The organism is Streptococcus parasanguinis (assembly GCF_901875555.1).
GTDB lineage: Bacteria > Bacillota > Bacilli > Lactobacillales > Streptococcaceae > Streptococcus > Streptococcus parasanguinis_H.
In genome coordinates this window covers 39,316-63,722 of record NZ_CABFMD010000037.1, presented here as the reverse complement: position 1 = coordinate 63,722, position 24,407 = coordinate 39,316, and the positions used below count along the sequence as shown (strand labels likewise).

The following is a 24,407-nucleotide window of genomic DNA, read 5'->3' as shown; positions in this document are numbered from 1 at the left end:
ACGACAAATTAGTTACCACTATTATACCGTTTTTTGCTCCAAAAATCAAGGCTTTCTCTAGGTTTTCTACTGGATCAAACTAGCGTCGATTGCCACGATTTGAGCTGTTTCGATTTGAACTATTGCTTGATGAACTATTGGTTGGCGAATTGTTCTTATTATTCGACTGATTTCCACTGGTATTGCCGAGAATGGCTGCCCAAGCACTTTGATAATCGCTATCCGATCCCCCGATGGCAAAGCGGTATTGAGTGGTTGGCGCTCCGTTTTTAGCCCAAAGACTGGTTACCGTTTGACCGCTCACATCGATATCCCGGCCATTGACATTGACGCGGCCCGGTCTTTCACCAGTCGATTTGAGCACTTCAGAGCGGATCACACTCTTATCGAGAGTGAATTTATCCTGAATCCCAAAGAGACTTGGATCTGCTTGGTAGATCGCATTCGCCAACTGCGCCATGTATTGGGCATTGTTGTTGTATCCAGTCAAGGTCTGCATAGAAGCATTGTTGTCATGGCCAATCCAACCTCCTAAAGAAACATTAGGGGTGGACAGCATGAGCCACATATCTCCATTTGAGTTGGTCGTACCGGTTTTTCCAATCCAGTCAGCACCCGCCAGTGTTGGATTGATTTGGCTAATCCGTGACTTAAAGGTCGTTGTAGCACCAGACGTAATAACCCCGCGCAAGAGATCCTGCATAATCGTTGCCGTTGCTGGAGAGTAAACACGAACAGGATCTGCCTCGTGCTTGTAGACTACGTCCCCATCTCGATCAATGATTTGCTCTACCATATAGCGTTTGAGGTAGTTCCCATTGTTAGCAATGGTTTGGAAACCATTGGTATGTTGGGCAACAGTGACCTCAATTCCTCCCCCCATTGGCAGGCTTTCAATGCCATATTCAGGGATATCATAGCCCATTTTCTTCATGTAGGATGGGACATCCACACCCTTTTCACGAAGAGTCCGGTAAGTCCAGTAAGCTGGAATATTCCATGAGGTATTGAGGGCCTCACGGAGATCCATCATGGCTGTTCCTCGGCTATCCACGTGCATGATTGGCTCACCACTTGAGAAATTAGTCGGATAGTTAGAAAGGATGCTATTGCTTCCCATCAAGCCTTGGTCGATGGCAATCCCATAGGCCAACAGTGGTTTGATAGTAGACCCTGGGGAACGTTCTGTATCAAAGGCATGGTTGTTTTGGTTGCCGTCAAAATTCCGTCCGCCGATAAATCCTAAAACGGCACCCGTTCGGTTGTCCATAAGGACATTCCCAACTTCTACAAAACCTGTCCCATCATCCAAGACGCTTCCAAAGTTTGCTACTGCGGCCTGCATCGCATTGTGAACCGGTTTGTTAATCGTGGTTTGAATGGTGTAGCCACCTTCGCGCAACTCGCTCTCAGCTAATTCTTGGTAAGCCTTGACGGTTTCATTATTTTTCAAGTCTTGCTTGGTGACATTGTCTCGCTTGATCAAGTAATCATACATGGCCTCTTTTGCTTCTGCCATGGCTTGGAAGTAGAGGTAGTCATGCGGTGTTTTCTCGATGCCATCTGGAGCGATGAAGTCTTTGGTCAAGTCGTACTGAGCATAGGTCTCGTAGTCTTTTTTCGACAAGGCTCCCGTCCGGTACATATTGAACAAAACGTCTTTGGCACGCGCCAAACCTAACTCGAGGTTTTCTTTGCTCTTTAGGCTACCGTCTGCAGCATAAGGAGAGTAGACAATCGGACTTTGTGGCAAGCCAGCGATAAAGGCCGCTTGTGGAACAGACAAGTCTTTTGCAGAGACGCCAAAGATCCCTTGAGCCGCAGCTTCCACACCCGCAATATTTTGTCCCCGATTGTTTCGTCCAAAAGGCGAAACATTTAAGTAGGTGGTTAGGATTTCATTTTTATTCATTCCCCGCTCTAAAGTCAAGGCATCGACAATCTCTGTCGCCTTACGAGTAAAGGTCGGAGCGTCTCCCACAACTTGCTGTTTGATCAACTGCTGGGTTAGGGTTGATCCCCCACTAGAGGAACCCACACCGGCTACGGATCCAAGTGTTGCCCGAAGAACGGCTTTAGGGACAACCCCCTTGTGGCTTTCAAAATTCTCATCCTCAGTAGCGATCACAGCCTTCTTGACATTGTCTGAAATGGCATCTCCAGCTACCGGCGTGCGGATCAAATCGCTGTCCACTTCTGCAATCAAGCTCTTATCGGAATAGGTCAGGTTTGAAACACTGCTGACGTCGCGAACCTGCTGGACCAATTCTTCTGTCTTTGGAACCTTGACGTTGCTAAAGAGGCTCGCCGCATAACCAATCCCAATCCCTGCGCCAAATAAAAAGAGGCACACGAACAGGGCGATCATCACATCCCACAAGAGTTTGAGGGTTCGTAAAAAGGTCGCAAAAATATCACCGACAGACCAGCTACTTTCCTCATTTTTTTCCTTATTCGGAGTTTCTGTATACATATTTGCAAAGAATTTTTGGACTTTCTTCCAAAACTCTTGCAGCTTCTCTTTTAATTGATTCACTGATTCTTTCTCCTTGTTCCCTATATTATAGCAGATTAGGCCCTTTGTTTTCAATCACAAGAGCGTAGAAATCGTCACTCATTCTTCCTGGGTAAGGATAAGAAAATGATGGAAAGCATTGCCATTTCCGTGGTTTATGGTAGAATAGAGAAATGAATAAACTTATAAAGGAGAAAAGACACATGCACATTTTTGATGAGCTAAAAGAGCGTGGTTTGGTATTTCAAACGACGGATGAAGAAGCCTTGCGCAAAGCACTGGAAGAAGGTCAGGTTTCTTATTATACTGGTTATGATCCAACTGCTGACAGCCTTCACCTTGGTCACTTGGTTGCCATCTTGACGAGCCGTCGTCTTCAACTAGCAGGCCACAAACCTTATGCGCTCGTTGGCGGTGCGACTGGTCTCATTGGAGATCCGTCCTTCAAAGATGCTGAACGTAGTCTCCAAACAAAAGAAACTGTACAAGAATGGGTTCGCTCCATTCAAGGGCAATTGTCTCGTTTCCTCGATTTTGAAAATGGGGACAATAAAGCCGAAATGGTCAACAACTACGATTGGTTCGGAAGCATTAGCTTTATTGACTTCCTTCGTGATGTCGGAAAATACTTTACAGTCAATGCTATGATGAGTAAAGAATCTGTTAAAAAACGGATTGAGACAGGGATTTCTTACACAGAGTTTGCCTACCAAATTATGCAAGGCTATGACTTCTACGTCCTCAACCAAGAACACAATGTTACCCTTCAAATCGGTGGATCTGACCAATGGGGAAACATGACAGCTGGTACTGAGTTGATGCGTCGTAAAGCAGATAAAACTGGTCATGTTATGACTGTGCCTTTGATCACAGATGCAACTGGTAAGAAATTCGGTAAATCAGAAGGCAATGCGGTCTGGCTCAATGCAGACAAAACATCTCCATACGAAATGTACCAATTCTGGATGAATGTGATGGATGCGGATGCTGTGCGCTTCTTGAAGATCTTCACTTTCTTGTCACTTGATGAGATTGAAGAGATCCGCAAACAGTTTGAGGCTGCTCCTCATGAACGCTTAGCTCAAAAGATCTTAGCGCGTGAAGTGGTCACCCTTGTCCACGGTGAAGAAGCCTACAAGGAAGCCCTCAACATCACAGAACAACTCTTTGCAGGAAACATCAAAAACCTTTCTGTCAAAGAACTCAAACAAGGCCTTCGTGGTGTGCCAAACTACCAGGTCCAAGCAGAAGACAACCTCAACATTGTTGAACTCTTGGTCACAGCTGGTGTGGTAAATTCTAAACGCCAAGCCCGCGAAGATGTTCAAAACGGAGCTATCTACGTTAACGGCGAACGCATCCAAGACCTTGACTATGTCTTGAGCGATAGCGATAAATTAGAAAACGAATTGACCGTTATCCGTCGCGGTAAGAAAAAATACTTTGTTTTGACTTATTAAGAAAGTAAAACCACGAAGTTTCCTATTAACTTCGTGGTTTTCTTATACACTTTTTTCTGGGACTATTTCCCTTTTCTGCGATGCAACAAAGCTTGGTTGATTCGTTGAGTTTTTTTATGGAGCTGCCAAATCTGATAAAGCCAGATCAGGCCGTAAATAGCTAGAAAGATCAACCAAGGAATCGGGCTCCGTAAGGCTGCCCCCCAGCCAAAAAATAAGTAGGTCAATGCTAAGATGGTAGCTGTCACAACTAAATGCAGGACCACACGCAAACTATAGGTCAAAAACTCTTCTTCCTCAAGAATGAACGTCAAGACTCCCATTGTTCCACTCATTAAAAAGATCGCCAGGATATTGCGGACATTTACAGCGGGATAGACGATGTTAGGATAGACATGGGATAATAACACCAAACACAAATAAAAGAAGGATCCTGTCCTCATACCAGATACAAAATAAGCTATAACTCGTTTCATCACTTTCTCCTATACCCCTAAATAATCCATCAAGGATTTGACATATTTCCGACTGACACTTGATTTTACTCCGCGTGTCAGTTTAGCCATCATATTGCCTGAAAAACTATCCGATAGCGATTCTAAATGGTCGATATTCATCACCGCGTGGCGTGATATCTGTAAAAAATTACGACGATTAATCCGATGTTGAAAATTTGTCAAAGTGTCTCTGACGGTGAACGTTTTGTCTGTCGTATAAATGGTTAGCTGATTCTTATCAATCTCGGCTAGAATAATGTCATCAATTTTCACCATGATCAAATGATCATCTGTTTTGATAGGGATCACTACTTGATTCACTGTCGAAAACTGTTCGAGATAGTCCATCACCTCTCGTGCTTGATCAGATAATTGCTTAGCTTGAATGACCACACAGGGGTTGCTTTCTGGGATATCCTGTTTTTCCTCAAAACGAATCTTCATTCCTACTCCAATTCTCACTTACTTTCTTTTATTCGATCTTTTTGCTAAGGAAACCCAAATCCCCAAAGCTAGAAGAATACCACCTAACACTATAAGGTATGTTTGTTCCTTTGTCAATAACGCTTGCCATTTGAGCTGAACACCCATTTTTTCTTGAAACTCTTGAAGAAGATTATCTTGACCTTTAAAGGTCTCATTTAATGCTTCTTTCATGAGTACTTGCCGATAAAGTGCAGCAATATAAGTTGCTGGAGTACATTTCATTAGTAGTTGTGCAAAATCAGGTAGAACACCTAAAGGTACATAAGTCCCTACCAAAAAACCAGAAGCTGTACCCACTATGGTCGAAAACTTCCCAAGACTGTCTACTGATTGGAAAAAATAAACAAAAATGGCATTCACTAAACTAGAAAGCAGGCTACTAAGCAGCATAATAGGGAGTACTTCAGGTAATAAAGACAGTGCTGGAACTTCTCTAAAATAGCCACACATCAGCACATACATAAGAGCCTGCATAAAAAAAGAGATGATGATTGCGCTCGTTAGATACGAAAATGGTAACCGCCACTTTCCTTGATCCGATAAATAAAGATCCTGATCTACTTGATTTTCACGGTCCTTTACTAACTGAGTCAGGGCAGCCAAACTTGTCGTAATCCCTGTCACAGCTAGCGTCCCACTCATTAACCAATTATTTAACACAGGACCACTATTGGGGAGCTGAGCCCAAGCATCTGTTAGATTTTTTTGACACAAACAAAGTATAAATTTCTAATTATCTTTTTATATTTTCTTAAATGCTCGTAAAGCCTTATTCTATGTGCTTTCGAGTATTTTTACTGTAGGAAGATACTTCACGTTTCTTTGCATATTTCCTCATGTCTTAGCTGTCAGAAGTGGTAAATAAGTAGTAAATTCATTTGTACTACTAAGCAACAAGACGCTCCTGTTGCTTCTCTTTATTCAAGCGTTTCATTTCTGCCATTGCAGAATCGAATGTTGCATGTGCGTAATAGTTCAGCGTCATGGCTATATTAGCATGTCCCATAATGTACTGTAATGCCTTTGGATTCATTCCTGCATTTGCATAGTTGGTACAGAATGTATGTCGCAAACTATGTGGAGTGATGTGTGGCAATTTATCCTCGTTATACTTATTGTATTTCTTAACAAGACCTTTCATCATGCCGTTGTAATCACTTGCCACTTTTGGATAGTTCTTTCTATTAAGAAAGAGGAAATCACTATATCCATCAATCTCAACACGCTTATCATTCTTTCGATTCGCTAACACTCGCTTAAATGCTTGATAGGCTTCTTCAACCATAGGAACTTGACGTTCGCCACTTTTGGTCTTTGGTGTTTCAATGTAGTACCCAATTTCAGTATCTCTCAATAGCTGATGGTCTATATTGACAAGACGATTCTCAAAATCTAAATCTGGAAGTGTCAAACCACCAAACTCTGAAATACGAAGACCTGTTTTTAAGAGTATCAGAATTTCATCATAATTTTTGCTGTAGGTTTTATCAGCTTTTGCAAAGGCTAACAGTTTTTCTTCCTGTTCTTCTGTTAGTACGGTCTTAGGGACAGTATCATCATCAAGAACTGCTTTCAGTTGAAAGTCAAATGGATTCTTCCGAACACAATCATCTTGTATAGCAATATAGAATGAAGCCTTTAAAGAACGTTTGTAGTTATTGATGGTTTGATAAGCATAACCATTTTCACTCATTCTAATAGCCCATTCTTTAGCGTCTGATGGCTTAATACTGTCAATACTTCTTACACCTAACTTGTCTTTCTTCAAAATATCCATAAGATATTTGCGTCCAGTTTCAGTGTTTTTTCTAACCTTTGGTCTTTGAGCGTTCTGTTTTGCGTAAAGCTGGCAGAGTGTCATTTTCTTTCCTACAACATCAATACCATCATGAATGTCTTTCTGTAACTCTGCGATTTTCTCTCTAAGTGAGATACAATCACGCTTTCCTGCTGGTACTCGGTCTGTAGCCACAAGTTTCCACGAGTAAACAAATTGCGGTTCTCCAAATGAATCTATATATTTGTATAAGTATCTTCCGTCTTTTCGTTGGCTCTCTCCAGTCTTTAAGATTCGACCTTTATTGTCACGTCTTTTTTCTGACATGGCATTTGCTCCTTTCCTTTATGGAAAGAGCCTTGATACGACTTAATACTATTTTATCATATACAAGACCCTTTGGCGACGCTAGATTGCGTCCAATGTATCTATAATTTTTTCAAATTGTTTTCGTTTAATCTGAATACGATTGCCATTCATAATCAGCCAATTTGCATTTTTATTTTCCTCTGCCAAGCGTCGTAGCTTGTTTTCGCCAATACGAAAATATTTTGACGCTTCTTCAATGGTTAGGGTATAACGTTCCCAAATAGGAATGTCAGTCTGCTTCATAAAATCCTCCTTTCCAAATCACTTATTTGGATTTCATAAAAGTTGTTTTACCAGCAATCGAACAGCTTTAGCAAAGCTCACGGGAGTTCCACCCCTGCATGGTTCTCATGTAGCCATACTCATTGCCTGCGACGGTTTTATCACGCTCGGACTATTGACTGTATGGGAGTATCATTATCACGATAAGAATGTCGTTGCAGGCAATCCTGCTAAAGATTGCTTCTCGGATCACTAACATGAATCGCTCGCTATCTTTATAAGATAGGTCATGGCGGTTAGTTCCGTTGGCTCTTTTCTTATCGAAACGTATTCGATTACTTTTATTCAGTTTTCAAAGAACAATGGCTCGTTAGCCTATCAAAACACATTGAAAGCTCAATATGCTTTGGTGGAATAACAAACCTCCCTGTTCGGGAAGCGTGGAATGGTTTAGCACGCTTCCACGAAAGGAGAGAGGATATTACTTAATTTCAAATGACAAAATCTTTGTAATCAGTCTGGTTTCCATTCTTCCACGTAAGACTTCATCAACGACCATACTTTGATTGCCATATTCATCTTTCATAAGTCGTAGGGAACGCTTCGTTATGTACCCTCTGTAATGATGTAGAATCTGGTTAATCGCTTCGGTATCGCCATCTGTTGCCTTTACAATGAGAGGAAAGGGAATCATAGGATATTGTGTTTTCATTCTTCAAATTCCTCCATAAACTTTTTAATTAAGGCTAGTCCACTGGTTCTATGCCGATAGACAGTAGAACGGTTCAATTTCAACAGGTCTGTAATTTCTGAATCGCTCATGTCCATAAAGTAAAACAGCAGTAGAATTTCACGTTTCTTGTCTGGCAACTCACGTAATGCTTCACTCAACAAATCATTTTCAACGCCTACTGATAACCCATTGAGTGTAAAAATCTGAAAGTCAGTTGAATAGTTATCTGTTGTCGCAAACTGGCTAACAAGATAATCGCCAACATCCGAAAAGGACACCTCACGCTTTGCAATCCTTGAAAGATAAAGCATATAATTCTTTCGCTCGTCTTCCATAGCACGTTTACAGATATAGTCAAACTGATTTTCTATTGTGGTCTGAAAAGAAGATGGTTTCATGTTTCTCACCCCCTTTCTGTCTAGGAAAGGAAGTGAGCCTTGCTCGTTTATCTCCTTTCACTCTTAGTCCCAATGTGAAAGGGGGATTTGTTGCATTACTGATAAATAAACTTTGTAAAAAAGTTCTGAATAGCCAAAAAAGCATATAAACAGATTTATTTCTCTGTTTACATGCTTCTGTTATTCTATCTATATGATTTATAAAACCACATTGGTGGACGTACTTATCTATTGCAGATAGACGACTTTTTTTGACAAGAACCCAATGTAAGGAAATTTATTGTATATGATGTACTTCATGGCGACGTTGACCTCCAACAAACCGCCATTTGGAAGTAATATACAATATTTTAACAGCGTAAATAGCACTACCATATAACGGTTTTTTTATTGGCGTTTAGTAGTGCTTTTTATTAAATATAAACCTATAAACCATATAACACGTTTTTCTATACCTGTTTTTAATTCAGTAGGAACAATAAAATGTATAGAGGTGGTCTACTATGCGTAAAAAAGAAGATAAATATGATTTTAGAGCCTTTGGTTTAGCCATTAAAGAAGCTCGATTGAAACGAGGTTTAACTCGTGAACAAGTGGGAGCATTGATTGAAATTGACCCACGGTACTTAACTAATATTGAAAATAAAGGGCAACACCCCAGCATACAAGTTCTTTATGACCTTGTATCGTTACTTCATGTTTCCGTTGATGAATTTTTCTTACCTGCTAATAACTTGGTAAAAAGCACCCGACGATTACAGATAGAGAAATACATGGATAGCTTTACAGACAAAGAACTATCCTTAATGGAATCTTTAGCCAGCGGTATCAACGAAGCAAGAAACATCGAAGACTAATTAAAAGAATCCATACATAACGGAAAGAGCCGATAAAATGAGATTGTATTAATCTCATTTTATCGGCTCTGCGTCTTTGCGTCTGGCTCTGTAATCACAGTTACTTTGAACTGCTTTATTTCAATTAAATTTTCTTGTCTGCATTTCGGACAATAGAGGGGGAATTTTTTTAATTCAGTATCTTCCCTTATCTTTAATCGTGTTTTATTTCCACATACAGGACATGTTGAGGCGGTAAGTTTGCTAGTCAAGGAGTAAAACGACGAAGATTAGCATTTACTTCCGCCCATGCGATAGCTGTCCGTGATTGACAAGTGCTAGCACGCAGACAGAACGGAGATAGCGAACCGCTGAGTGTGTCGCTCTGCTCGTAAAAGCTTAGAAACCTTTGAACGAAAGGGATAATGAAAGCCTTGATTGCAAGGCTTTTTGCTTTATGGTGGGTAAGTATCAGAGTGAGAAAATTTTTGGAATGAGTAGAAGTGATAGCTAGAAATTATCAGTTTCTATTTCCATTTACCCTGTGGGTACGTGTTTGTTTCCATTGACAAGGAGTTTGTGGGAATAGAAATGTACCCACCTTGTTTGAATCAAGTGAAGTGTAGTTGAAGGAAATCTGTTGAAAGCAATACTTCATTTTACCGAATAAGTAATAATTTAGGCAACTTCAAATCGATTAAAAAAAACTATTTTAAAGGTTAAGAGTAGACAAAAATTGTCCACTCTTTTTTGCAAACTCAATTTATCAATAAATGAAATGAGGGAATGTAAAATGAAATATTTTGAGGTTGAGTTAGAAAATCCTGATGAATTTTTAAAACTACAAACAGAAGATTTTGTGAAAGCTAATCGCTTGCTACTAAGGAAGATAATCCAGAGCGTTACAGTCTATGAAGAAAACTTCGTCATATCCTTTAAATCTGGCATCGAATTGGAAGTATGAGTCTCATTCCATAACTTTTATATTGAACATATCATCTTGTTGTGTTATACTATAAATTGATATAAACAAAGATGTAGGAGGAACCGAAACTATGACAGCCTCAATGCGTTTAAGATAAGCTGGCAATAAAAAAAGCAGAATCTATACCCGATGATAGGCTTTTTTGTTGTGCTTATTTATACGATATTGAGCATTCATTAGTTACGGTGAGGATATTGGTTATTTAACTATACCTTTATTTAACTATGTCTTTAATATGAATGTTTCCAAATTGTATGTATGCAGACCAAAAGCCACATTGTGGGGTTTGGCCTGCATTTTTTATTGCCTAGAATGCTATTCAAAATAGAAATTCAAGCAAAATAATATGCAGGAGATAATATAAATGGAAAAATACAACAATTGGAAACGAAAATTTTATGCAATATGGGCAGGGCAAGCAGTATCATTAATCACTAGTGCCATCCTGCAAATGGCGATTATTTTTTACCTTACAGAAAAAACAGGATCTGCGATGGTCTTGTCTATGGCTTCATTAGTAGGTTTTTTACCCTATGCGATTTTGGGACCTGCCATTGGTGTGCTAGTGGATCGTCATGATAGGAAGAAGATAATGATTGGTGCCGATTTAATTATCGCAGCAGCTGGTGCAGTGCTTGCTATTGTTGCATTCTGTATGGAGCTACCTGTCTGGATGATTATGATAGTATTGTTTATCCGTAGCATTGGAACAGCTTTTCATACCCCAGCACTCAATGCGGTTACACCACTTTTAGTACCAGAAGAACAGCTAACGAAATGCGCAGGCTATAGTCAGTCTTTGCAGTCTATAAGCTATATTGTTAGTCCGGCAGTTGCAGCACTCTTATACTCCGTTTGGGATTTAAATGCTATTATTGCCATCGACGTATTGGGTGCTGTGATTGCATCTATTACGGTAGCAATTGTACGTATACCTAAGCTGGGTAATCAAGTGCAAAGTTTAGAACCAAATTTCATAAGGGAGATGAAAGAAGGAGTTGTGGTTCTGAGACAAAACAAAGGATTGTTTGCCTTATTACTCTTAGGAACACTATATACTTTTGTTTATATGCCAATCAATGCACTATTTCCTTTAATAAGCATGGAACACTTTAATGGAACGCCTGTGCATATTTCTATTACGGAAATTTCCTTTGCATTTGGGATGCTAGCAGGAGGCTTATTATTAGGAAGATTAGGGGGCTTCGAAAAGCATGTATTACTAATAACAAGTTCATTTTTTATAATGGGGACCAGTTTAGCCGTTTCGGGAATACTTCCTCCAAATGGATTTGTAATATTCGTAGTTTGCTGTGCAATAATGGGGCTTTCGGTGCCATTTTATAGCGGTGTGCAAACAGCTCTTTTTCAGGAGAAAATTAAGCCTGAATATTTAGGACGTGTATTTTCTTTGATCGGAAGTATCATGTCACTTGCTATGCCAATTGGGTTAATTCTTTCTGGATTCTTTGCTGATAAAATCGGTGTAAATCATTGGTTTTTACTATCAGGTATTTTAATTATTGGCATTGCTATAGTTTGCCAAATGATAACTGAGGTTAGAAAATTAGATTTAAAATAAACAATATTGGAGGAATATTTATGTATCTTATTTTCATGTAACTCTTCCTGCTAAAATCGCAGGGTTTTCCCTGCATACAAGCAAATGAAAGCATGCGATTATAGACAGGAGGAAATGTTATGGAATTAATATTAAAAGCAAAAGACATTCGTGTGGAATTCAAAGGACGCGATGTTTTAGATATAAATGAATTAGAAGTATATGATTATGACCGTATTGGTTTAGTAGGAGCAAATGGTGCTGGAAAAAGCACTTTACTCAGGGTACTTTTAGGAGAATTAACTCCCCCAGGATGTAAAATGAATCGTCTGGGTGAACTTGCCTATATTCCCCAGTTGGACGAAGTAACTCTGCAGGAGGAAAAAGATTTTGCACTTGTAGGCAAGCTAGGTGTTGAGCAATTAAATATACAGACTATGAGCGGTGGTGAAGAAACAAGGCTTAAAATAGCACAGGCCTTATCGGCACAGGTTCATGGTATTTTAGCGGATGAACCTACGAGCCATTTAGACCGTGAAGGAATTGATTTTCTAATAGGACAGCTAAAATATTTTACAGGTGCACTGTTAGTTATTAGCCATGACCGCTATTTTCTTGATGAAATAGTAGATAAAATATGGGAACTGAAAGATGGCAAAATCACTGAGTATTGGGGAAACTATTCTGATTATCTTCGTCAGAAAGAGGAAGAACGTAAGAGCCAAGCTGCAGAATACGAACAATTTATTGCGGAACGTGCCCGATTGGAAAGGGCTGCGGAGGAAAAGCGAAAACAGGCTCGTAAAATAGAACAGAAGGCAAAAGGTTCTTCAAAGAAAAAAAGTACTGAAGACGGAGGGCGTTTAGCTCATCAAAAATCAATAGGAAGTAAGGAAAAAAAGATGTATAATGCTGCTAAAACCCTAGAGCACAGGATTGCGGCCTTAGGAAAAGTAGAAGCTCCGGAAGGCATTCGCAGAATTCGTTTCAGGCAAAGTAAAGCATTGGAGCTCCATAATCCATACCCTATAGTCGGTGCAGAAATTAATAAAGTATTTGGGGATAAGGCTCTGTTTGAAAATGCATCTTTTCAAATTCCGTTAGGAGCAAAAGTGGCGTTAACTGGTGGTAATGGAATCGGAAAAACAACTTTAATCCAAATGATCTTAAACCATGAAGAAGGAATTTCTATTTCGCCTAAGGCAAAAATAGGTTACTTTGCACAGAATGGTTACAAGTACAACAGTAATCAGAATGTTATGGAGTTTATGCAGAAGGATTGTGACTACAATATATCAGAAATTCGTTCAGTGCTAGCATCTATGGGGTTCAAACAGAACGATATTGGAAAAAGTTTATCTGTTTTAAGCGGTGGAGAAATTATAAAATTGTTGCTTGCTAAAATGCTCATGGGTAGATATAACATCCTAATAATGGATGAACCCAGTAACTTCCTTGACATACCAAGTTTAGAGGCTTTGGAAATACTAATGAAGGAGTACACCGGAACTATCGTGTTTATCACCCACGATAAACGATTACTCGAAAATGTAGCAGATGTAGTTTATGAAATTAGAGATAAGAAAATAAATCTGAAACATTAAATTTAAGGTAGTCGCTGGTCAGTATAGTCTGTTCTGGTTGGCGACTCCATTGTTAAAGAGTATAAAGACTTTAGATTTTATGAATATTAAAAATAGGAACAGTCAATTGAACTGCTCCTATTTTTCTGCTAAATATATTGTAGTTTTCTTATATGTATAATGATAGATTAGCGGATTCTCATCTACGGTACTTACTTCAAATATGAAGAAGTGATCGCGGTTATCTCTGGACTTTTCCTTATTGAGGACAAAGTAATTCTTACGTGAAGTCGCCATTGTTTTTAGGATATCATCAGTTAGGAAGGTCAATGGAATATTCATGTTAGAGTAGCGGTAGAAGTCACGTTCAAAATCTTGGTAGCTCTCGCTATAATAGTCCATTTGTAGGTGATTACGCTGAAACTCAAGCTGATTCATAGAGCACCTCCTCGACAAGTTCAATACTAATAATGTCTTTTAATTTCAAATTGATGTGACCTGTTGTAGTTTTTATCAAAATGAAATCTTTGGTCAGACTTGGTATTGTTCCAGTGTAGGAAACACGCTTGTTTTTTTCAATCACTTGAATGCGTGTGCGTAGCTGCCCGGCGTATACTTGACTGAGGAGTAATAATTTCTTCTCTAGTGATAAGTCAGACATGTACGTTACTTTGTTTGTATCATCAGAGAGTGCTGATGCATGTTCAGATAGGAAAAAGCCCATCCATTTTTGCATCTTTGTATCCTGGTACTCTCTTGCTGATTGAAATGGTAAATATGAACGGTCAATCATATCAAATCCTTTCTATGCAGAGGCAAGGGTATTTTTATCAAATTGAATCGTAAAACCTTGAATTCCCCCACCTGTGTAACATTCTTTAAAGCGATTGATTACCTCAGTATAGATTATCACAGATGAGCTTGTTGGCTTAATGCTAAATGTAAATTCCAATGGTAATCGGTTTTCAGATTTAGCATGTACTAGTCGTATCGATATTTCAGTTGTTTTGAGTTTTCTCTGACGAAGTTTTGAAGTTGCTGTTTCAACGATTCCATGTAAAAATCTTTCAAGCATTTCAATATCATTACATCCTTTGCTACGGATTTCTGAAAATTGTACTGTATTTTTTTCTTGTTTCATTTTAATCCCTCCAATCCACCCGCGGAATGACCACCGATAAGTTTACTGCGTTCAATATTTCTGGAACCTTCAGTTAGGACGGTTCCTTTTTGTATGGCTAAAAAACCAAACTGTTCTCTGACAACATCAATAGCTGTCTGAAGTCTATTATCTTTTTCAATTTGTTCTACATCATCAAAGAGTGATAGTAGAGTATAGCTTTCATCTACGAAGCCACTATAAGATACACCAATTTGTCTCACTGCACCAGAGGTGTATTTTTTCGGAATAATACAAGTACATGACTCACCATTGTTTTGGGGAGATTTGCGGGTTCAATTTTATTCTGAGCATTTATAGATTTTTTCATCTCAGTCCTAGAATAGCCAATATGAATAGAAACGACAGTAGTCAATACTAGGGCTACTGTTCCGTTCCACAGTATCATTTAAAAATCATTTTCACACCCTTTCGTCTATTAGTATAGAAGAAAGCTCTCAGCACACAATATCCACTTGTAGTTTATAATAACTATCTCCTCCTTTACACTTTAATTCAAATCTTTATTAAAAAATATTTCATCTTATTTAACAAGAAACCATATTTATATAACAACATAAAATACACTAAGTTATTTTATTGAACATATATCGTACTTTATCTATCCGACTATTTGGACGACGGGGCTGGCAAACAGGTTCACCGGTAGTAACATGGTACCCTTTTAACTCTGTTAAACAAACACTACGTCCATTTGTAAAGAAAGTTAAATCACTACGATATTCTTGAATACACCGAGCAGGGATTTCTCCACTAAGAATGACCTCATTATTTTTCAATTGAGTGTCTACGATGTTCGCACAATATTTAGGAGCATCGGTGTATGCTCGTGAAAGATATTCCTGTGGCGCATAAATTTTAAAACTAAGATATGGCTCTAACAATTCTGTTCCAGCTTTTTTTAAGACTTGTTCCAATACAATAGGAGCAAGCATCCGAAAATCTGCTGGGGTACTAACAGGGCTATAGTATAAGCCATACTTAAAACAGATTTTACAGTCCGTCACATTCCAACCATACAATCCTTGTTCACAGCCATAGCGTATCCCTTCCATAACTGCATTTTGAAATGATTGATTTAAGTATCCAAGAGAAACCGAGCTCTCATACTGCATTCCACTTCCCAACGGAAGCGGTGATACAGATAAACCAATGGAAGCCCAGAAAGGATTCGGTGGAACTTCGATGTGAATGGTATACTCTGCTTTTTTTAACGGTCTTTCCATATAAATGACTGTAGGCTCTTTTATTTCTATCTCCACATGATACTTTTCTTGCAGCAGAGCACAAGTCACTTCCATTTGTACTTTCCCTAAGAAAGAAAGTATGATTTCATGTGTCGCAGAATCCACATAATATCGCAGAAGCGGGTCACTGTCGGAGATTTCTAAAAGTGCATCAAGTAACATTTCCCTTTGTTGAGGTTTGCTCGGTTCAACAGTCGTTTGCAGCAGAGGGAGGGGATTTTCAATTCTCTCTCTCTGTGGCAATAGCTTTGTATCTCCAAGAACACTATTTAACTTCAAAAACTCATTCTGCAAAATAACAATTTCCCCGGAATAAGCCTTATCGATTTTACATAATTCACCATTTATTGAAGTATACATTTCTGTAATTTTTATTTTTTCCTTTTCCGATATTCTAACCGAATCTCGCAAATGCAGTACGCCACTATAAAGACGTATATATGCAAGACGCTGTCTTTTTTCCGAATACTCAATTTTGAAAACTTTTCCGCAAAGTTCAGACTGACCTCGATGTGTTGATGAATAAAATTTATTCGTAATCACTTCTATAAGGTTATCAATCCCTATATTGTTTTTTGCACTTCCGTGATAAACAGGGAACAGAGAACAATTCTGAAATCTTATGCTTTCCTCTTGTTCGAGTTCCAATGCTTCTAATGATTTACCGGACATATATTTCTCTAAAAGGTCATCGTTTCCCTCTATTACCGTATCCCATTGTTCAGATTCGGTAAAGTTCGTCACACACATATTAGGATACAGTTCTACCTTCTGTTTGATTACAATTTCGGCAGAAAGTTTCTCTTTAATATCCTGATAAACCGTTGATAAATCAATTCCATTTTGGTCAATCTTATTGATAAAAAAGATTGTGGGAATCCCCATTTTCCTAAGTGCATGAAATAATATACGAGTTTGTGCTTGTACGCCATCTTTTGCAGAAATCAGTAGAATTGCCCCATCTAAAACTGATAATGAACGATATACTTCTGCTAAGAAATCCATATGTCCTGGCGTGTCTATGATGTTCACCTTCGTATTTTCCCACTGAAAAGAGGTTATTCCTGTCTGAATTGTAATTCCTCTCTGACGTTCTAAAAGCGTATTATCCGTCCTCGTTGTACCTTTGTCCACGCTTCCTAATTCTGTAATCGCTCCACTGTTATATAATAAGCTTTCTGTTAAGGTAGTTTTTCCTGCATCAACATGAGCTAAAACTCCAATATTAATAATTTTCATGTGATTTTCCTCCATTCAAAAACCCAAAAGGGCATAAAAATCCCAGTGATAAATACTTTTATCACTGGGATTTTTATGCATAACCATAGGTATACAAAGCATACAGATATTCTCTGGATACTTTAGAATCACATGATAAAGGTATTCTTAAACTGGGTACAAAAAACTAAGCCCTCCTAAAAAAGGACATCCAATTATTTGTTCCCACTATCAAATTGACAGTTTATTTAAGAATACCTTGCCGCATATTTATTAACTCCTTTTAAATAGATACTTAAATTATAGCACGTAAGAGCATATTTGTAAAGGAATCTCCAATTTTTTATCAAAGAGAGTACGTGATTACAAAATAGCTGTAATAATGTACCAATATTTGTTATTCTATAATCTTCCAATTACTCCCGTTCTTTTCAAGTACCAAATCAAATTGAGATACCTGCGTTGCTTTGGTCTGCTGGTCGATATACTCCACTGTCAGCGATACCGTGACTTGATTATCCTTACGATTGTGAATAGGATTTACCAGTTCTTGAAAGATGTACTCTTTTCCGATTGGTTTTAATATCCCGTCATTCACATAGTAGGAAAGTTCACTGGCTGTCGCTGTAGGATAGAGCTTGAAGAACGTCGTTAAAAACTCATTGATTTCATTGGTTGTAATGGAATCAACCGTCCCCTCACTTTCAATGGCTTTTGGTTTATAGTCTGATTTCTTTGGTATGCTAGTAATGGTCGGATTCTTAATGAGGACCATATTTCCAGTACTGTCTACATAGACACTCACTATATAAGCAGAGTGGACGGTCTTTGTATTTTCCCCCTCTGTAATGAGTTGGTCTACACTGTAGGTTACATCAAATTGATTGTCGCCATCTGCTTCTACCGTCCATATCTGAAATCCTTTTACAGAAGACGATACAGGAATATCTTTACGAACTGTATCGACATTGAGAGCTTGAAGTTCCTCTGTCAGATATGCTTTCAGGTTTTCTATGCGATTATCAATGGACTTGTCGTTTAGTTCCCATGAATAGTAGACTTTCGCAAAGTTCTCTACAAAATTTTCTACATGATGAGTATCAACGTATTCCTTTTCTATGATAGTTGTTTCGTGAATAGTATGAGTATCTATAGCTGTAAAGTGCTTGAATATCGCAAAGCTGAAACTAAGCCCTAAAAGTACCCACAAGGCAATCACAACCTTTTTATGAGGATTGACCTTATAGTAGACACGAGGTTTCTTTTCCTTTGGTATCTGTTTTTCTTTATTCTGATTTTTTCTAAATTTCATCATTAAATCTTCCTTTCTCATTGTTTGATTCGTCCTGCTCCCACTAAATGCTGTTGCCAGTAGGGGCTTGTTAAGTCGGCATAACCGATTGGGTCGCCTGCATGAAACATACGGTTATTGCCAAGGTATATCCCAACATGAGTAATATAAGAGCCAGCGTTATAGGTAGAATGAAAGAAAACCAAATCGCCAGCTTGTGCTTCCGATAGTGGGATATGCTGGGTCACATCATATTGCTGTTGTGCGGTTCGTGGTAAGTTAATTCCAGCTTTTCCATACGTCCATTGTGTCAGTCCGCTACAATCAAAAGAAGTAGTCGGGGAAGCTCCACCGTAAACGTATCGCCAGCCCTCATATTTCAGTGCTTCGTCCATGATGGCTTGTACCGTATCATCATCAAACTCTGTTGTGACAAGATACTGCGTTACCAGTTGCACATAAAACATATTGCCATAGTTGTATCGCCAGCCCCCATTGATAGGTATGGCTATGGGATTGGGGTAAGACACTTTTTCGCCACCTGAATACTCTTTTGAGAAACTTTGAGCCAGTTCAAAGGTATATTTATTTCCACGATTAGCCACATACCCTAAGAAACCACCACCATAATTGTAGGACTGGATAACCGATTCTAAATCTACACTGAGCCTTTCGCTACTGGCTAATAATTCACTGAAATACTTCACACCTTGCTTAATGGATTCTTCTGTACTCAATGAATTAGGTGGAAGACCGAGGGATTCCGAGGACTGCATAACATCTTCCGCAGTACCGCCCGATTCCACCTGTATAATCGCAAGAAGTATGTTGACATATTCTTCAACGCCATATTCTTTGGCATATTTTTCTACCATAGGCTTATGAGCCAGCACTTCTGCGGAAACATTCACACCTCCATAATGAATATTGGAAATTCCGCTGTCCTGTTCATCTGAAAATAAAATGGCAACAAACAGAAGCAGTGAGAAGACCATCAAGAATAATCCAGAACCACCAATCACTAAAGTTTTCAACTTCATGGTTTCTTACCGACTTTCTTAATGGTGGCGGTTTTGATTGGTGGTCTACTTCTTGTATTTTGTAGTGGTACTCTTTGAACAGTAGACGGACGTTCTTTTGTGATTGGACGTTGTGAAGTTCTATCTGCTGTAGTGGTTGAAGTTGCTGGCTTTTGAACGGTTTTTTCTTGAACGGTATTGCCTTGGCGTTCCACTTTTGGACTTGAAAAATCGGACTTAACTGCTGGACGCTCTTGTTTGGCTTGTTGAGATTCCTTATATGAAGTCTGAATATTAGACTGTTTTGAGGTCTGTTCATCATGATATTGTTCTTGTCTTGTAGTCGGTCTTTCATGAACAGAAGAAGCAGGCTGTTTTTTCTGTTTGACCTGTTCCATTTCAGAGCGACGCTTCGCAATGGTTTTTCGCCTTTGTTCCTGCTGTTCCTTGCGTCCACTGGCTCTGTCCGCTTTGGTTTGAGAAATACTACTGGTTAAATCACGGACATTCTCTTTTACTTTGGATTTTCCTTGATATACTGCATATCTTGCATTGGTCGGCAAATCTTTAACCTGTTCTTTCAAACCACTAGCAGTGTCTACCATTCTGTCTTTGGTATCAGCTACTGTACCGATGGTTTGACCGATACGTTTTCCAAGTGTTGATTTTTCCTTTCCGTCTGGTCGGGAGTGATCTGCTTGTGTCCTTGCAGAACTCCCCGAACCCGACTGTCCTTTTTTACCTGTAACAATGGCAGACCCAGCCCCTAGAGTAGTCATGGAACGTCCAAGTTTCCGCTGTAGACGGTGCATGTGAGCGTGCATAAGCATACGAGGTTTTCTCATCACACGACTTCCCACACTTTGAGAATCGTTACTCTGTAGAGAAAACATACTCATTAAATCGCCCAGCTTGAAGTAGATTCCTGCAAAGGTCACAATCTGTAGAAAAGCAATCAAAAAGAACGGATAACCAGCCGATAAGGTATAGAGCATGGTTGAAATACTAAATGCTGTCGTAATAATCAATGTGATTCCAGCTCGTGTCAAAATGGTATTAAAGAGCTTTGTTATGGCTCGTTTTGACATACCATCAAATGATGGAATCATGCTTAAAATAAAGCTCACAGGCAGAAACATAGCATAGATGATAAAAAGTACCTGCGAGAAAATCATGATTCCTGTTAATAGGAATACAAATATGGAAATCCCAATATTGAAGACAAATAGGAAGAAGACTGTACCTAAACGGTTAATGGTCTTTGTAATGGTTAGATTGGTATTGCTTCTGTCTTCAATTTCTTCCGCAACAATTTTTTCTCTGTCTTCGCCATTGTTGGAATCTGGGCTGGTGGAGAGCAGGCTTTCCACACGGTCAATACCGATACTTTCAATGTCTGAACTGTTGTATTGAAGCAGTAGCCACGGTTGCTGAACCTGTATGGAAAACAGGCTATCTCTGATTAAGTCCACGCTGTCCTTGCCTTGACTATCGGAATGGGGCATGACAATCTTCGTGCCAAGTGATAAACTGGCATTACTGATGTCTGATGAAAAGTCATTGATTTTTTTAATGTAGTCGGGAGCGTAGGCAATAAAGGAAGCCGATAGGATAAACACCAGCACAAAATTCATAATGGCATGAATTGCCTTTGTGGTTTCTCTCTTTATCAGTCCCGTATAGGCAACATAAACCCCAAGAACCAAAATCAAGAGTAAGAGGAATCCAACATAGAAACCCTCTGTTGAAAATCCGTTTGCACTCACACCAGCTAAGGTCTGCATATTCTTACCAATGGAATCTGCTGTAGCGGAAATGAAGTCTAAGGAATAGGCTTCCTGTACTAAGTAACCTGTCGCATTGGAAACATACAAACTGATTGTCCAAATAAAATTGGTAATGGCATATAGTCCATACATGACCTGTTTTCCAATCCCGTCCGACCAGTTCCACGGAAGCCAGCCCCAGCTATTATCCACATAAAAATCCAGTTGATAGTTTTCAAGTGGGTATCGGCTGTATTCATTTGCCACATTGACCGTATCATCTACCAAGCCCGCAGCTTGAACCACCGTTCCCAGCATGGCTAAAAGAAAAATGGCAATCACAAGTGTGAAAGCCACTGTCATTGCCACTTTACCTAGACGTTTCAGCGTCCAGTTTGATTTTATTCTGTTTACTATTGATGGTTTCACATTTACACCTCTTTTCGCACAGGTGGTCTGGTATCAAAGGCATGGAGCAGTTCTTCAAATACAGGGTGGAACTGTATCACACCGACACGACCATATAAATCACTGATAAGGCATTGCCCGTTTTCCAAATCACGCAATCGCTTCTGATTGTTTTCGTCCTCTGGGTCTACACCAAAAAAGGCTAAGGTCTTTTTAATCTCGTTAAGGTCAGTGGAACGAAATGCAAATTTTAAGCCGAGGTTATTTTTCAGTTTTTCATCTAAGAGGTCGTCTGTATTTTGGGTCACGAAATATACCCCAGCGTTCATAGCACGACCAGCCCGAACCAGCTTCATAGATAGTGTTTTTCCTTGTGCTACCTGTAAAAAGCTCCATGCTTCGTCTAAATCTACAATCTTGAAAATGCTTCGGTCTGTATGGATAAAGTCTAAAGCAAAGGTACTAATGACAATCAGCATAGCAACGGATAAAAGCTCCATAGTGGTATATTCCTCAAAGGAAGTTTCCTTGTCGGGAAGTACCAAGTCCGCAACCTGTATAATGTTCAGTTGTTTTTCTAAGCTGATAGACTGCTCCACATAACCATTACTGAATAATAAATGTGCAAAGTCATAGTCTGTAAAACTTTCGATATGGTCGGCTATACTGGTACTTAGTGGCGTATTCTCAACCCGTAATTCCTCAATCACTTTCATCAACCCTCGTACTTCACTATTGGTTACTGCACGAATGGCTTTTCTAAGGATTGGGAAGCGTTCCCCATCACGAGAGGAAATCCCCGTAAGGAATGTCAGAATATCAATAGCCAGTGATTCAGAATCTTTGGGATTTTTCATAATCACATAAGGGTCAAGTAAGCCTTTGTTTTTCTCATCAGAAGTCAGAGTGACGATATTGATTTCATGGGAAATCTCTGGCAAGGTTTCTTTCCATCTGCCACGTTCTGCTTTTGGGTCTACAATCACTGCTTGTGCCCCATAAAGCACCGCATAATAGACGATAAGGTTATTCGCAAAGGATTTACCACCACCCAGCGAACCAACAAAAGCCGACGCTAACGCATTGGTTACTGAACCCTTAACCCCTTGACTGGCAAGAGCAGGTTTCAGATAGACATTGCGTCCAGTATCTAAGCTGTAGCCAACATAAATCCCCTCATTTTCCCCCAGCATTTGAGTAGCACCAAAACCTAAACCAGCGAGGAAATCAGAGGTCACGTATTGAATATAATCATTCATATAACGCTTGCTGGCAGGTAAAAATTCTTCATGTAAGCCGAGCATATCCCCAAATGGTCGTACCAGTTTTACGCTTAAATCGTCATAAAAATCTTTCACTTCATTACAACGACGTTTGAGTTCGTCAAGATCATTTGCTGATACCCTTACCACATAAGACAGCTTGTACATAGATTCCTTGCTTTGGTCTAAATTGGTTTCCAGCTCATTCACACTTTCCAGAGCTTCCGCCACATTGGAGCTGGTTTCATTATCACTTTGCCAAGCGTGGTTATCCAAGTCTTTCAGTTCTTTCTTTTTATTGCGGACAGTAGATAGGGCTTTACGATTCGCTACAATTTCCACATTCATTGACGTATCAATCGGGAATGTAAATTGCTGTTGCTGGTAGTAGAAGATTTCAGAGGACGGGAAGTCCAGTTCTCCGACAATGCTGTTAATGGTAAAGTAAGCTACATAGACGGTTTCATCTTCCTGCTGGATTTTCAAATATCGCTGTTTTTCTTCCACCAAACAGCGAGTAGGCTTAATCAAGTCATAGTATTTAATCAGCGTTTCATTATCCAGCTTTTTCTTTGATAGATGGTACTCATACTCTTCATAGGCAGTGCCTGTCTGTCCGTAAAGGTGTTCAATCAGATAGCCGAAGTCGTCCTTATCTAACCTGCGGATTTTGAAACGACGAGAGATTTTATTTTCTAAGAGCTTTTCCATCTTCTGAAAACGCAGGATTTCATCATTACTCATACTAACAAAATCGCCCATCAGCTTATGGTTCACATCATAGACAAAATCAGACAAAGCATTTTTTGCTTCAACGGTAAGACTTTTCATAGAAAACTCCTGATCGTTGAGAAGCAACTTAAAGCCGATAAAGAAACGGTAGTTCACTTGATTTTCGCCAATCATGGATATTAAAGCGTCTGTCTGTTGGTCGATTTTGTCATAGGCAACCGCTTTGAGCTTGCCAGTGACTTCATTTTTGGAACGCTCTTGTGCAGAACGTATGCTGGATTCTGTACTGATTTGTAAAGCATGAATTTTGCCATCACGATTTTGTGCGATAAGCTGTCTGAAAGAATCATGCACTTGTATTTTCTGTTCTGGACTTAGAAATGAGTAATTGTAAGGAACAAGCTCATAGTAAGCATAACATTCCCCGTCTTTATTCCAGACGAGATTGTTTTCAATGTATTTAATTGGATATGCCATAAAATTCACTCCTAACTGCTGTAATGGCTTCTTGTGGCTGGTTTCTGCCAAGCGTTACTTTTTTTCCTGCATAGGTCAGCTTTGGTCGCAGTGCATAAGCAATGACAGACTTCAAAAATCCATAAGGCTTTTTACCATCAAAAGTTTTTGTAGACATAAACCATGTGAAAGCCACAGGAATCCCAAAGTATTTGAGAAATGCTCCCTCTATCATGGAAAGAGGGGGCAAGTTGCCAAGTATCATCACTGCAAAGAGTGACACGACAAACCATGTCATTTGCGTAAAGGTTATGGGAAACGGAAGTCTAAAATCATTGATAGAATACAGTACCTTTTCCACAGACCAGATACTGGTATAGCTTCGTATTTTCTTCATGTAATCAAT

General features: G+C 39.3%; 23 protein-coding genes and 2 pseudogenes. 5 read left to right on the top strand and 20 right to left on the bottom strand.

The window, feature by feature from the left end; all coding sequences use genetic code 11:
- Positions 1-79: 79 nt before the first annotated feature.
- Positions 80-2,536: a penicillin-binding protein PBP1B gene (gene pbp1b / locus JX304_RS10490; RefSeq protein ID WP_205012480.1), complete on the bottom strand. Its 2,457-nt coding sequence runs from the start codon at positions 2,534-2,536 to the stop codon at positions 80-82.
- Between the two features lie 182 nt (positions 2,537-2,718).
- On the opposite strand from pbp1b, the gene tyrS reads away from it, so the two are divergent.
- Positions 2,719-3,975 carry a tyrosine--tRNA ligase gene (gene tyrS / locus JX304_RS10485; RefSeq protein ID WP_003004779.1) on the top strand — a complete coding sequence of 419 codons (1,257 nt, stop codon included), beginning with the start codon at positions 2,719-2,721 and terminating at the stop codon, positions 3,973-3,975.
- Positions 3,976-4,037: 62 nt separating this feature from the next.
- Here the strand turns inward: tyrS and JX304_RS10480 are convergent, their stop codons facing one another.
- The 7 genes and pseudogenes from JX304_RS10480 to JX304_RS10450 form a co-directional block, all read right to left on the bottom strand.
- Positions 4,038-4,451: a DUF3021 domain-containing protein gene (locus JX304_RS10480; RefSeq protein WP_049496835.1), complete on the bottom strand. Its 414-nt coding sequence runs from the start codon at positions 4,449-4,451 to the stop codon at positions 4,038-4,040.
- 9 nt (positions 4,452-4,460) lie between these two features.
- Complete coding sequence (locus tag JX304_RS10475; RefSeq protein WP_049496832.1) at positions 4,461-4,916, bottom strand: LytTR family DNA-binding domain-containing protein; 456 nt, start codon at positions 4,914-4,916, stop codon at positions 4,461-4,463.
- An 18-nt stretch (positions 4,917-4,934) separates the two neighbouring features.
- Positions 4,935-5,666 (bottom strand): annotated as a pseudogene (locus JX304_RS10470) (ABC transporter permease); the annotation flags it as partial.
- Between the two features lie 178 nt (positions 5,667-5,844).
- Positions 5,845-7,062, bottom strand: coding sequence for a tyrosine-type recombinase/integrase (locus JX304_RS10465; RefSeq protein ID WP_001291561.1), 1,218 nt, complete (start codon positions 7,060-7,062; stop codon positions 5,845-5,847).
- Between the two features lie 81 nt (positions 7,063-7,143).
- Positions 7,144-7,347, bottom strand: coding sequence for an excisionase (locus tag JX304_RS10460; RefSeq protein WP_000814511.1), 204 nt, complete (start codon positions 7,345-7,347; stop codon positions 7,144-7,146).
- Positions 7,348-7,807: 460 nt separating this feature from the next.
- Positions 7,808-8,038 (bottom strand): helix-turn-helix domain-containing protein, encoded by a 231-nt coding sequence (locus JX304_RS10455; RefSeq protein WP_000857133.1) that lies wholly within the window; start codon positions 8,036-8,038, stop codon positions 7,808-7,810.
- Positions 8,035-8,457, bottom strand: coding sequence for a sigma-70 family RNA polymerase sigma factor (locus JX304_RS10450; protein ID WP_016399599.1), 423 nt, complete (start codon positions 8,455-8,457; stop codon positions 8,035-8,037). Before JX304_RS10450 ends, JX304_RS10455 begins: the two co-directional genes overlap by 4 nt.
- Positions 8,458-8,960: 503 nt before the next feature.
- Between JX304_RS10450 and JX304_RS10445 the strand changes: the two genes are divergently transcribed.
- Positions 8,961-9,314 (top strand): helix-turn-helix transcriptional regulator, encoded by a 354-nt coding sequence (locus tag JX304_RS10445; RefSeq protein WP_001227347.1) that lies wholly within the window; start codon positions 8,961-8,963, stop codon positions 9,312-9,314.
- Positions 9,315-9,373: 59 nt separating this feature from the next.
- Here JX304_RS10445 and JX304_RS10440 read toward each other — a convergent pair whose 3' ends face one another.
- A complete protein-coding gene (locus JX304_RS10440) occupies positions 9,374-9,565 on the bottom strand; it encodes a cysteine-rich KTR domain-containing protein (RefSeq protein ID WP_001860868.1) in 192 nt (63 codons plus the stop codon).
- A 521-nt stretch (positions 9,566-10,086) separates the two neighbouring features.
- Here JX304_RS10440 and JX304_RS10435 point away from each other — a divergent pair.
- The 3 genes from JX304_RS10435 (at position 10,087) to msr(D) (ending at position 13,443) form a co-directional block, all read left to right on the top strand.
- Positions 10,087-10,257 (top strand): hypothetical protein, encoded by a 171-nt coding sequence (locus JX304_RS10435; protein ID WP_000873143.1) that lies wholly within the window; start codon positions 10,087-10,089, stop codon positions 10,255-10,257.
- A 385-nt stretch (positions 10,258-10,642) separates the two neighbouring features.
- Positions 10,643-11,860, top strand: a complete 1,218-nt coding sequence (gene mef(A) / locus JX304_RS10430; RefSeq protein WP_000417519.1) for a macrolide efflux MFS transporter Mef(A) — start codon at positions 10,643-10,645, stop codon at positions 11,858-11,860.
- 119 nt (positions 11,861-11,979) lie between these two features.
- Positions 11,980-13,443: an ABC-F type ribosomal protection protein Msr(D) gene (msr(D), locus tag JX304_RS10425; RefSeq protein ID WP_000420313.1), complete on the top strand. Its 1,464-nt coding sequence runs from the start codon at positions 11,980-11,982 to the stop codon at positions 13,441-13,443.
- A 117-nt stretch (positions 13,444-13,560) separates the two neighbouring features.
- Here the strand turns inward: msr(D) and JX304_RS10420 are convergent, their stop codons facing one another.
- The 11 genes and pseudogenes from JX304_RS10420 to JX304_RS10370 form a co-directional block, all read right to left on the bottom strand.
- Complete coding sequence (locus JX304_RS10420; RefSeq protein ID WP_001072467.1) at positions 13,561-13,860, bottom strand: DUF5960 family protein; 300 nt, start codon at positions 13,858-13,860, stop codon at positions 13,561-13,563.
- Complete coding sequence (locus tag JX304_RS10415; RefSeq protein ID WP_000567222.1) at positions 13,847-14,215, bottom strand: hypothetical protein; 369 nt, start codon at positions 14,213-14,215, stop codon at positions 13,847-13,849. Before JX304_RS10415 ends, JX304_RS10420 begins: the two co-directional genes overlap by 14 nt.
- Before the next feature lie 12 nt (positions 14,216-14,227).
- On the bottom strand, positions 14,228-14,563 hold the full coding sequence (locus JX304_RS10410) for a hypothetical protein (protein ID WP_000806926.1): 336 nt from the start codon (positions 14,561-14,563) through the stop codon (positions 14,228-14,230).
- The gene (locus JX304_RS10405) at positions 14,560-14,805 is read right to left on the bottom strand and encodes a hypothetical protein (RefSeq protein ID WP_001813542.1); all 246 of its coding nucleotides are present in this window, start codon (positions 14,803-14,805) and stop codon (positions 14,560-14,562) included. The genes JX304_RS10410 and JX304_RS10405 overlap by 4 nt, the downstream gene beginning before the upstream one ends.
- Positions 14,806-15,168: 363 nt before the next feature.
- Positions 15,169-17,088, bottom strand: a complete 1,920-nt coding sequence (gene tet(M), locus JX304_RS10400) for a tetracycline resistance ribosomal protection protein Tet(M) (protein ID WP_000691745.1) — start codon at positions 17,086-17,088, stop codon at positions 15,169-15,171.
- Between the two features lie 15 nt (positions 17,089-17,103).
- Positions 17,104-17,151: pseudogene (locus JX304_RS10980) on the bottom strand (hypothetical protein); the annotation flags it as partial.
- A gap of 313 nt (positions 17,152-17,464) precedes the next feature.
- The gene (locus JX304_RS10390) at positions 17,465-18,400 is read right to left on the bottom strand and encodes a conjugal transfer protein (protein WP_205012479.1); all 936 of its coding nucleotides are present in this window, start codon (positions 18,398-18,400) and stop codon (positions 17,465-17,467) included.
- Complete coding sequence (locus tag JX304_RS10385) at positions 18,397-19,398, bottom strand: lysozyme family protein (protein WP_000769868.1); 1,002 nt, start codon at positions 19,396-19,398, stop codon at positions 18,397-18,399. Before JX304_RS10385 ends, JX304_RS10390 begins: the two co-directional genes overlap by 4 nt.
- A complete protein-coding gene (locus JX304_RS10380; RefSeq protein WP_000804748.1) occupies positions 19,395-21,572 on the bottom strand; it encodes a CD3337/EF1877 family mobilome membrane protein in 2,178 nt (725 codons plus the stop codon). Before JX304_RS10380 ends, JX304_RS10385 begins: the two co-directional genes overlap by 4 nt.
- A 2-nt stretch (positions 21,573-21,574) precedes the next feature.
- Positions 21,575-24,022 carry an ATP-binding protein gene (locus tag JX304_RS10375; RefSeq protein ID WP_000331160.1) on the bottom strand — a complete coding sequence of 816 codons (2,448 nt, stop codon included), beginning with the start codon at positions 24,020-24,022 and terminating at the stop codon, positions 21,575-21,577.
- Positions 24,006-24,398: a conjugal transfer protein gene (locus JX304_RS10370; protein WP_000723888.1), complete on the bottom strand. Its 393-nt coding sequence runs from the start codon at positions 24,396-24,398 to the stop codon at positions 24,006-24,008. The genes JX304_RS10375 and JX304_RS10370 overlap by 17 nt, the downstream gene beginning before the upstream one ends.
- Between the last annotated feature and the right edge of the window lie 9 nt (positions 24,399-24,407).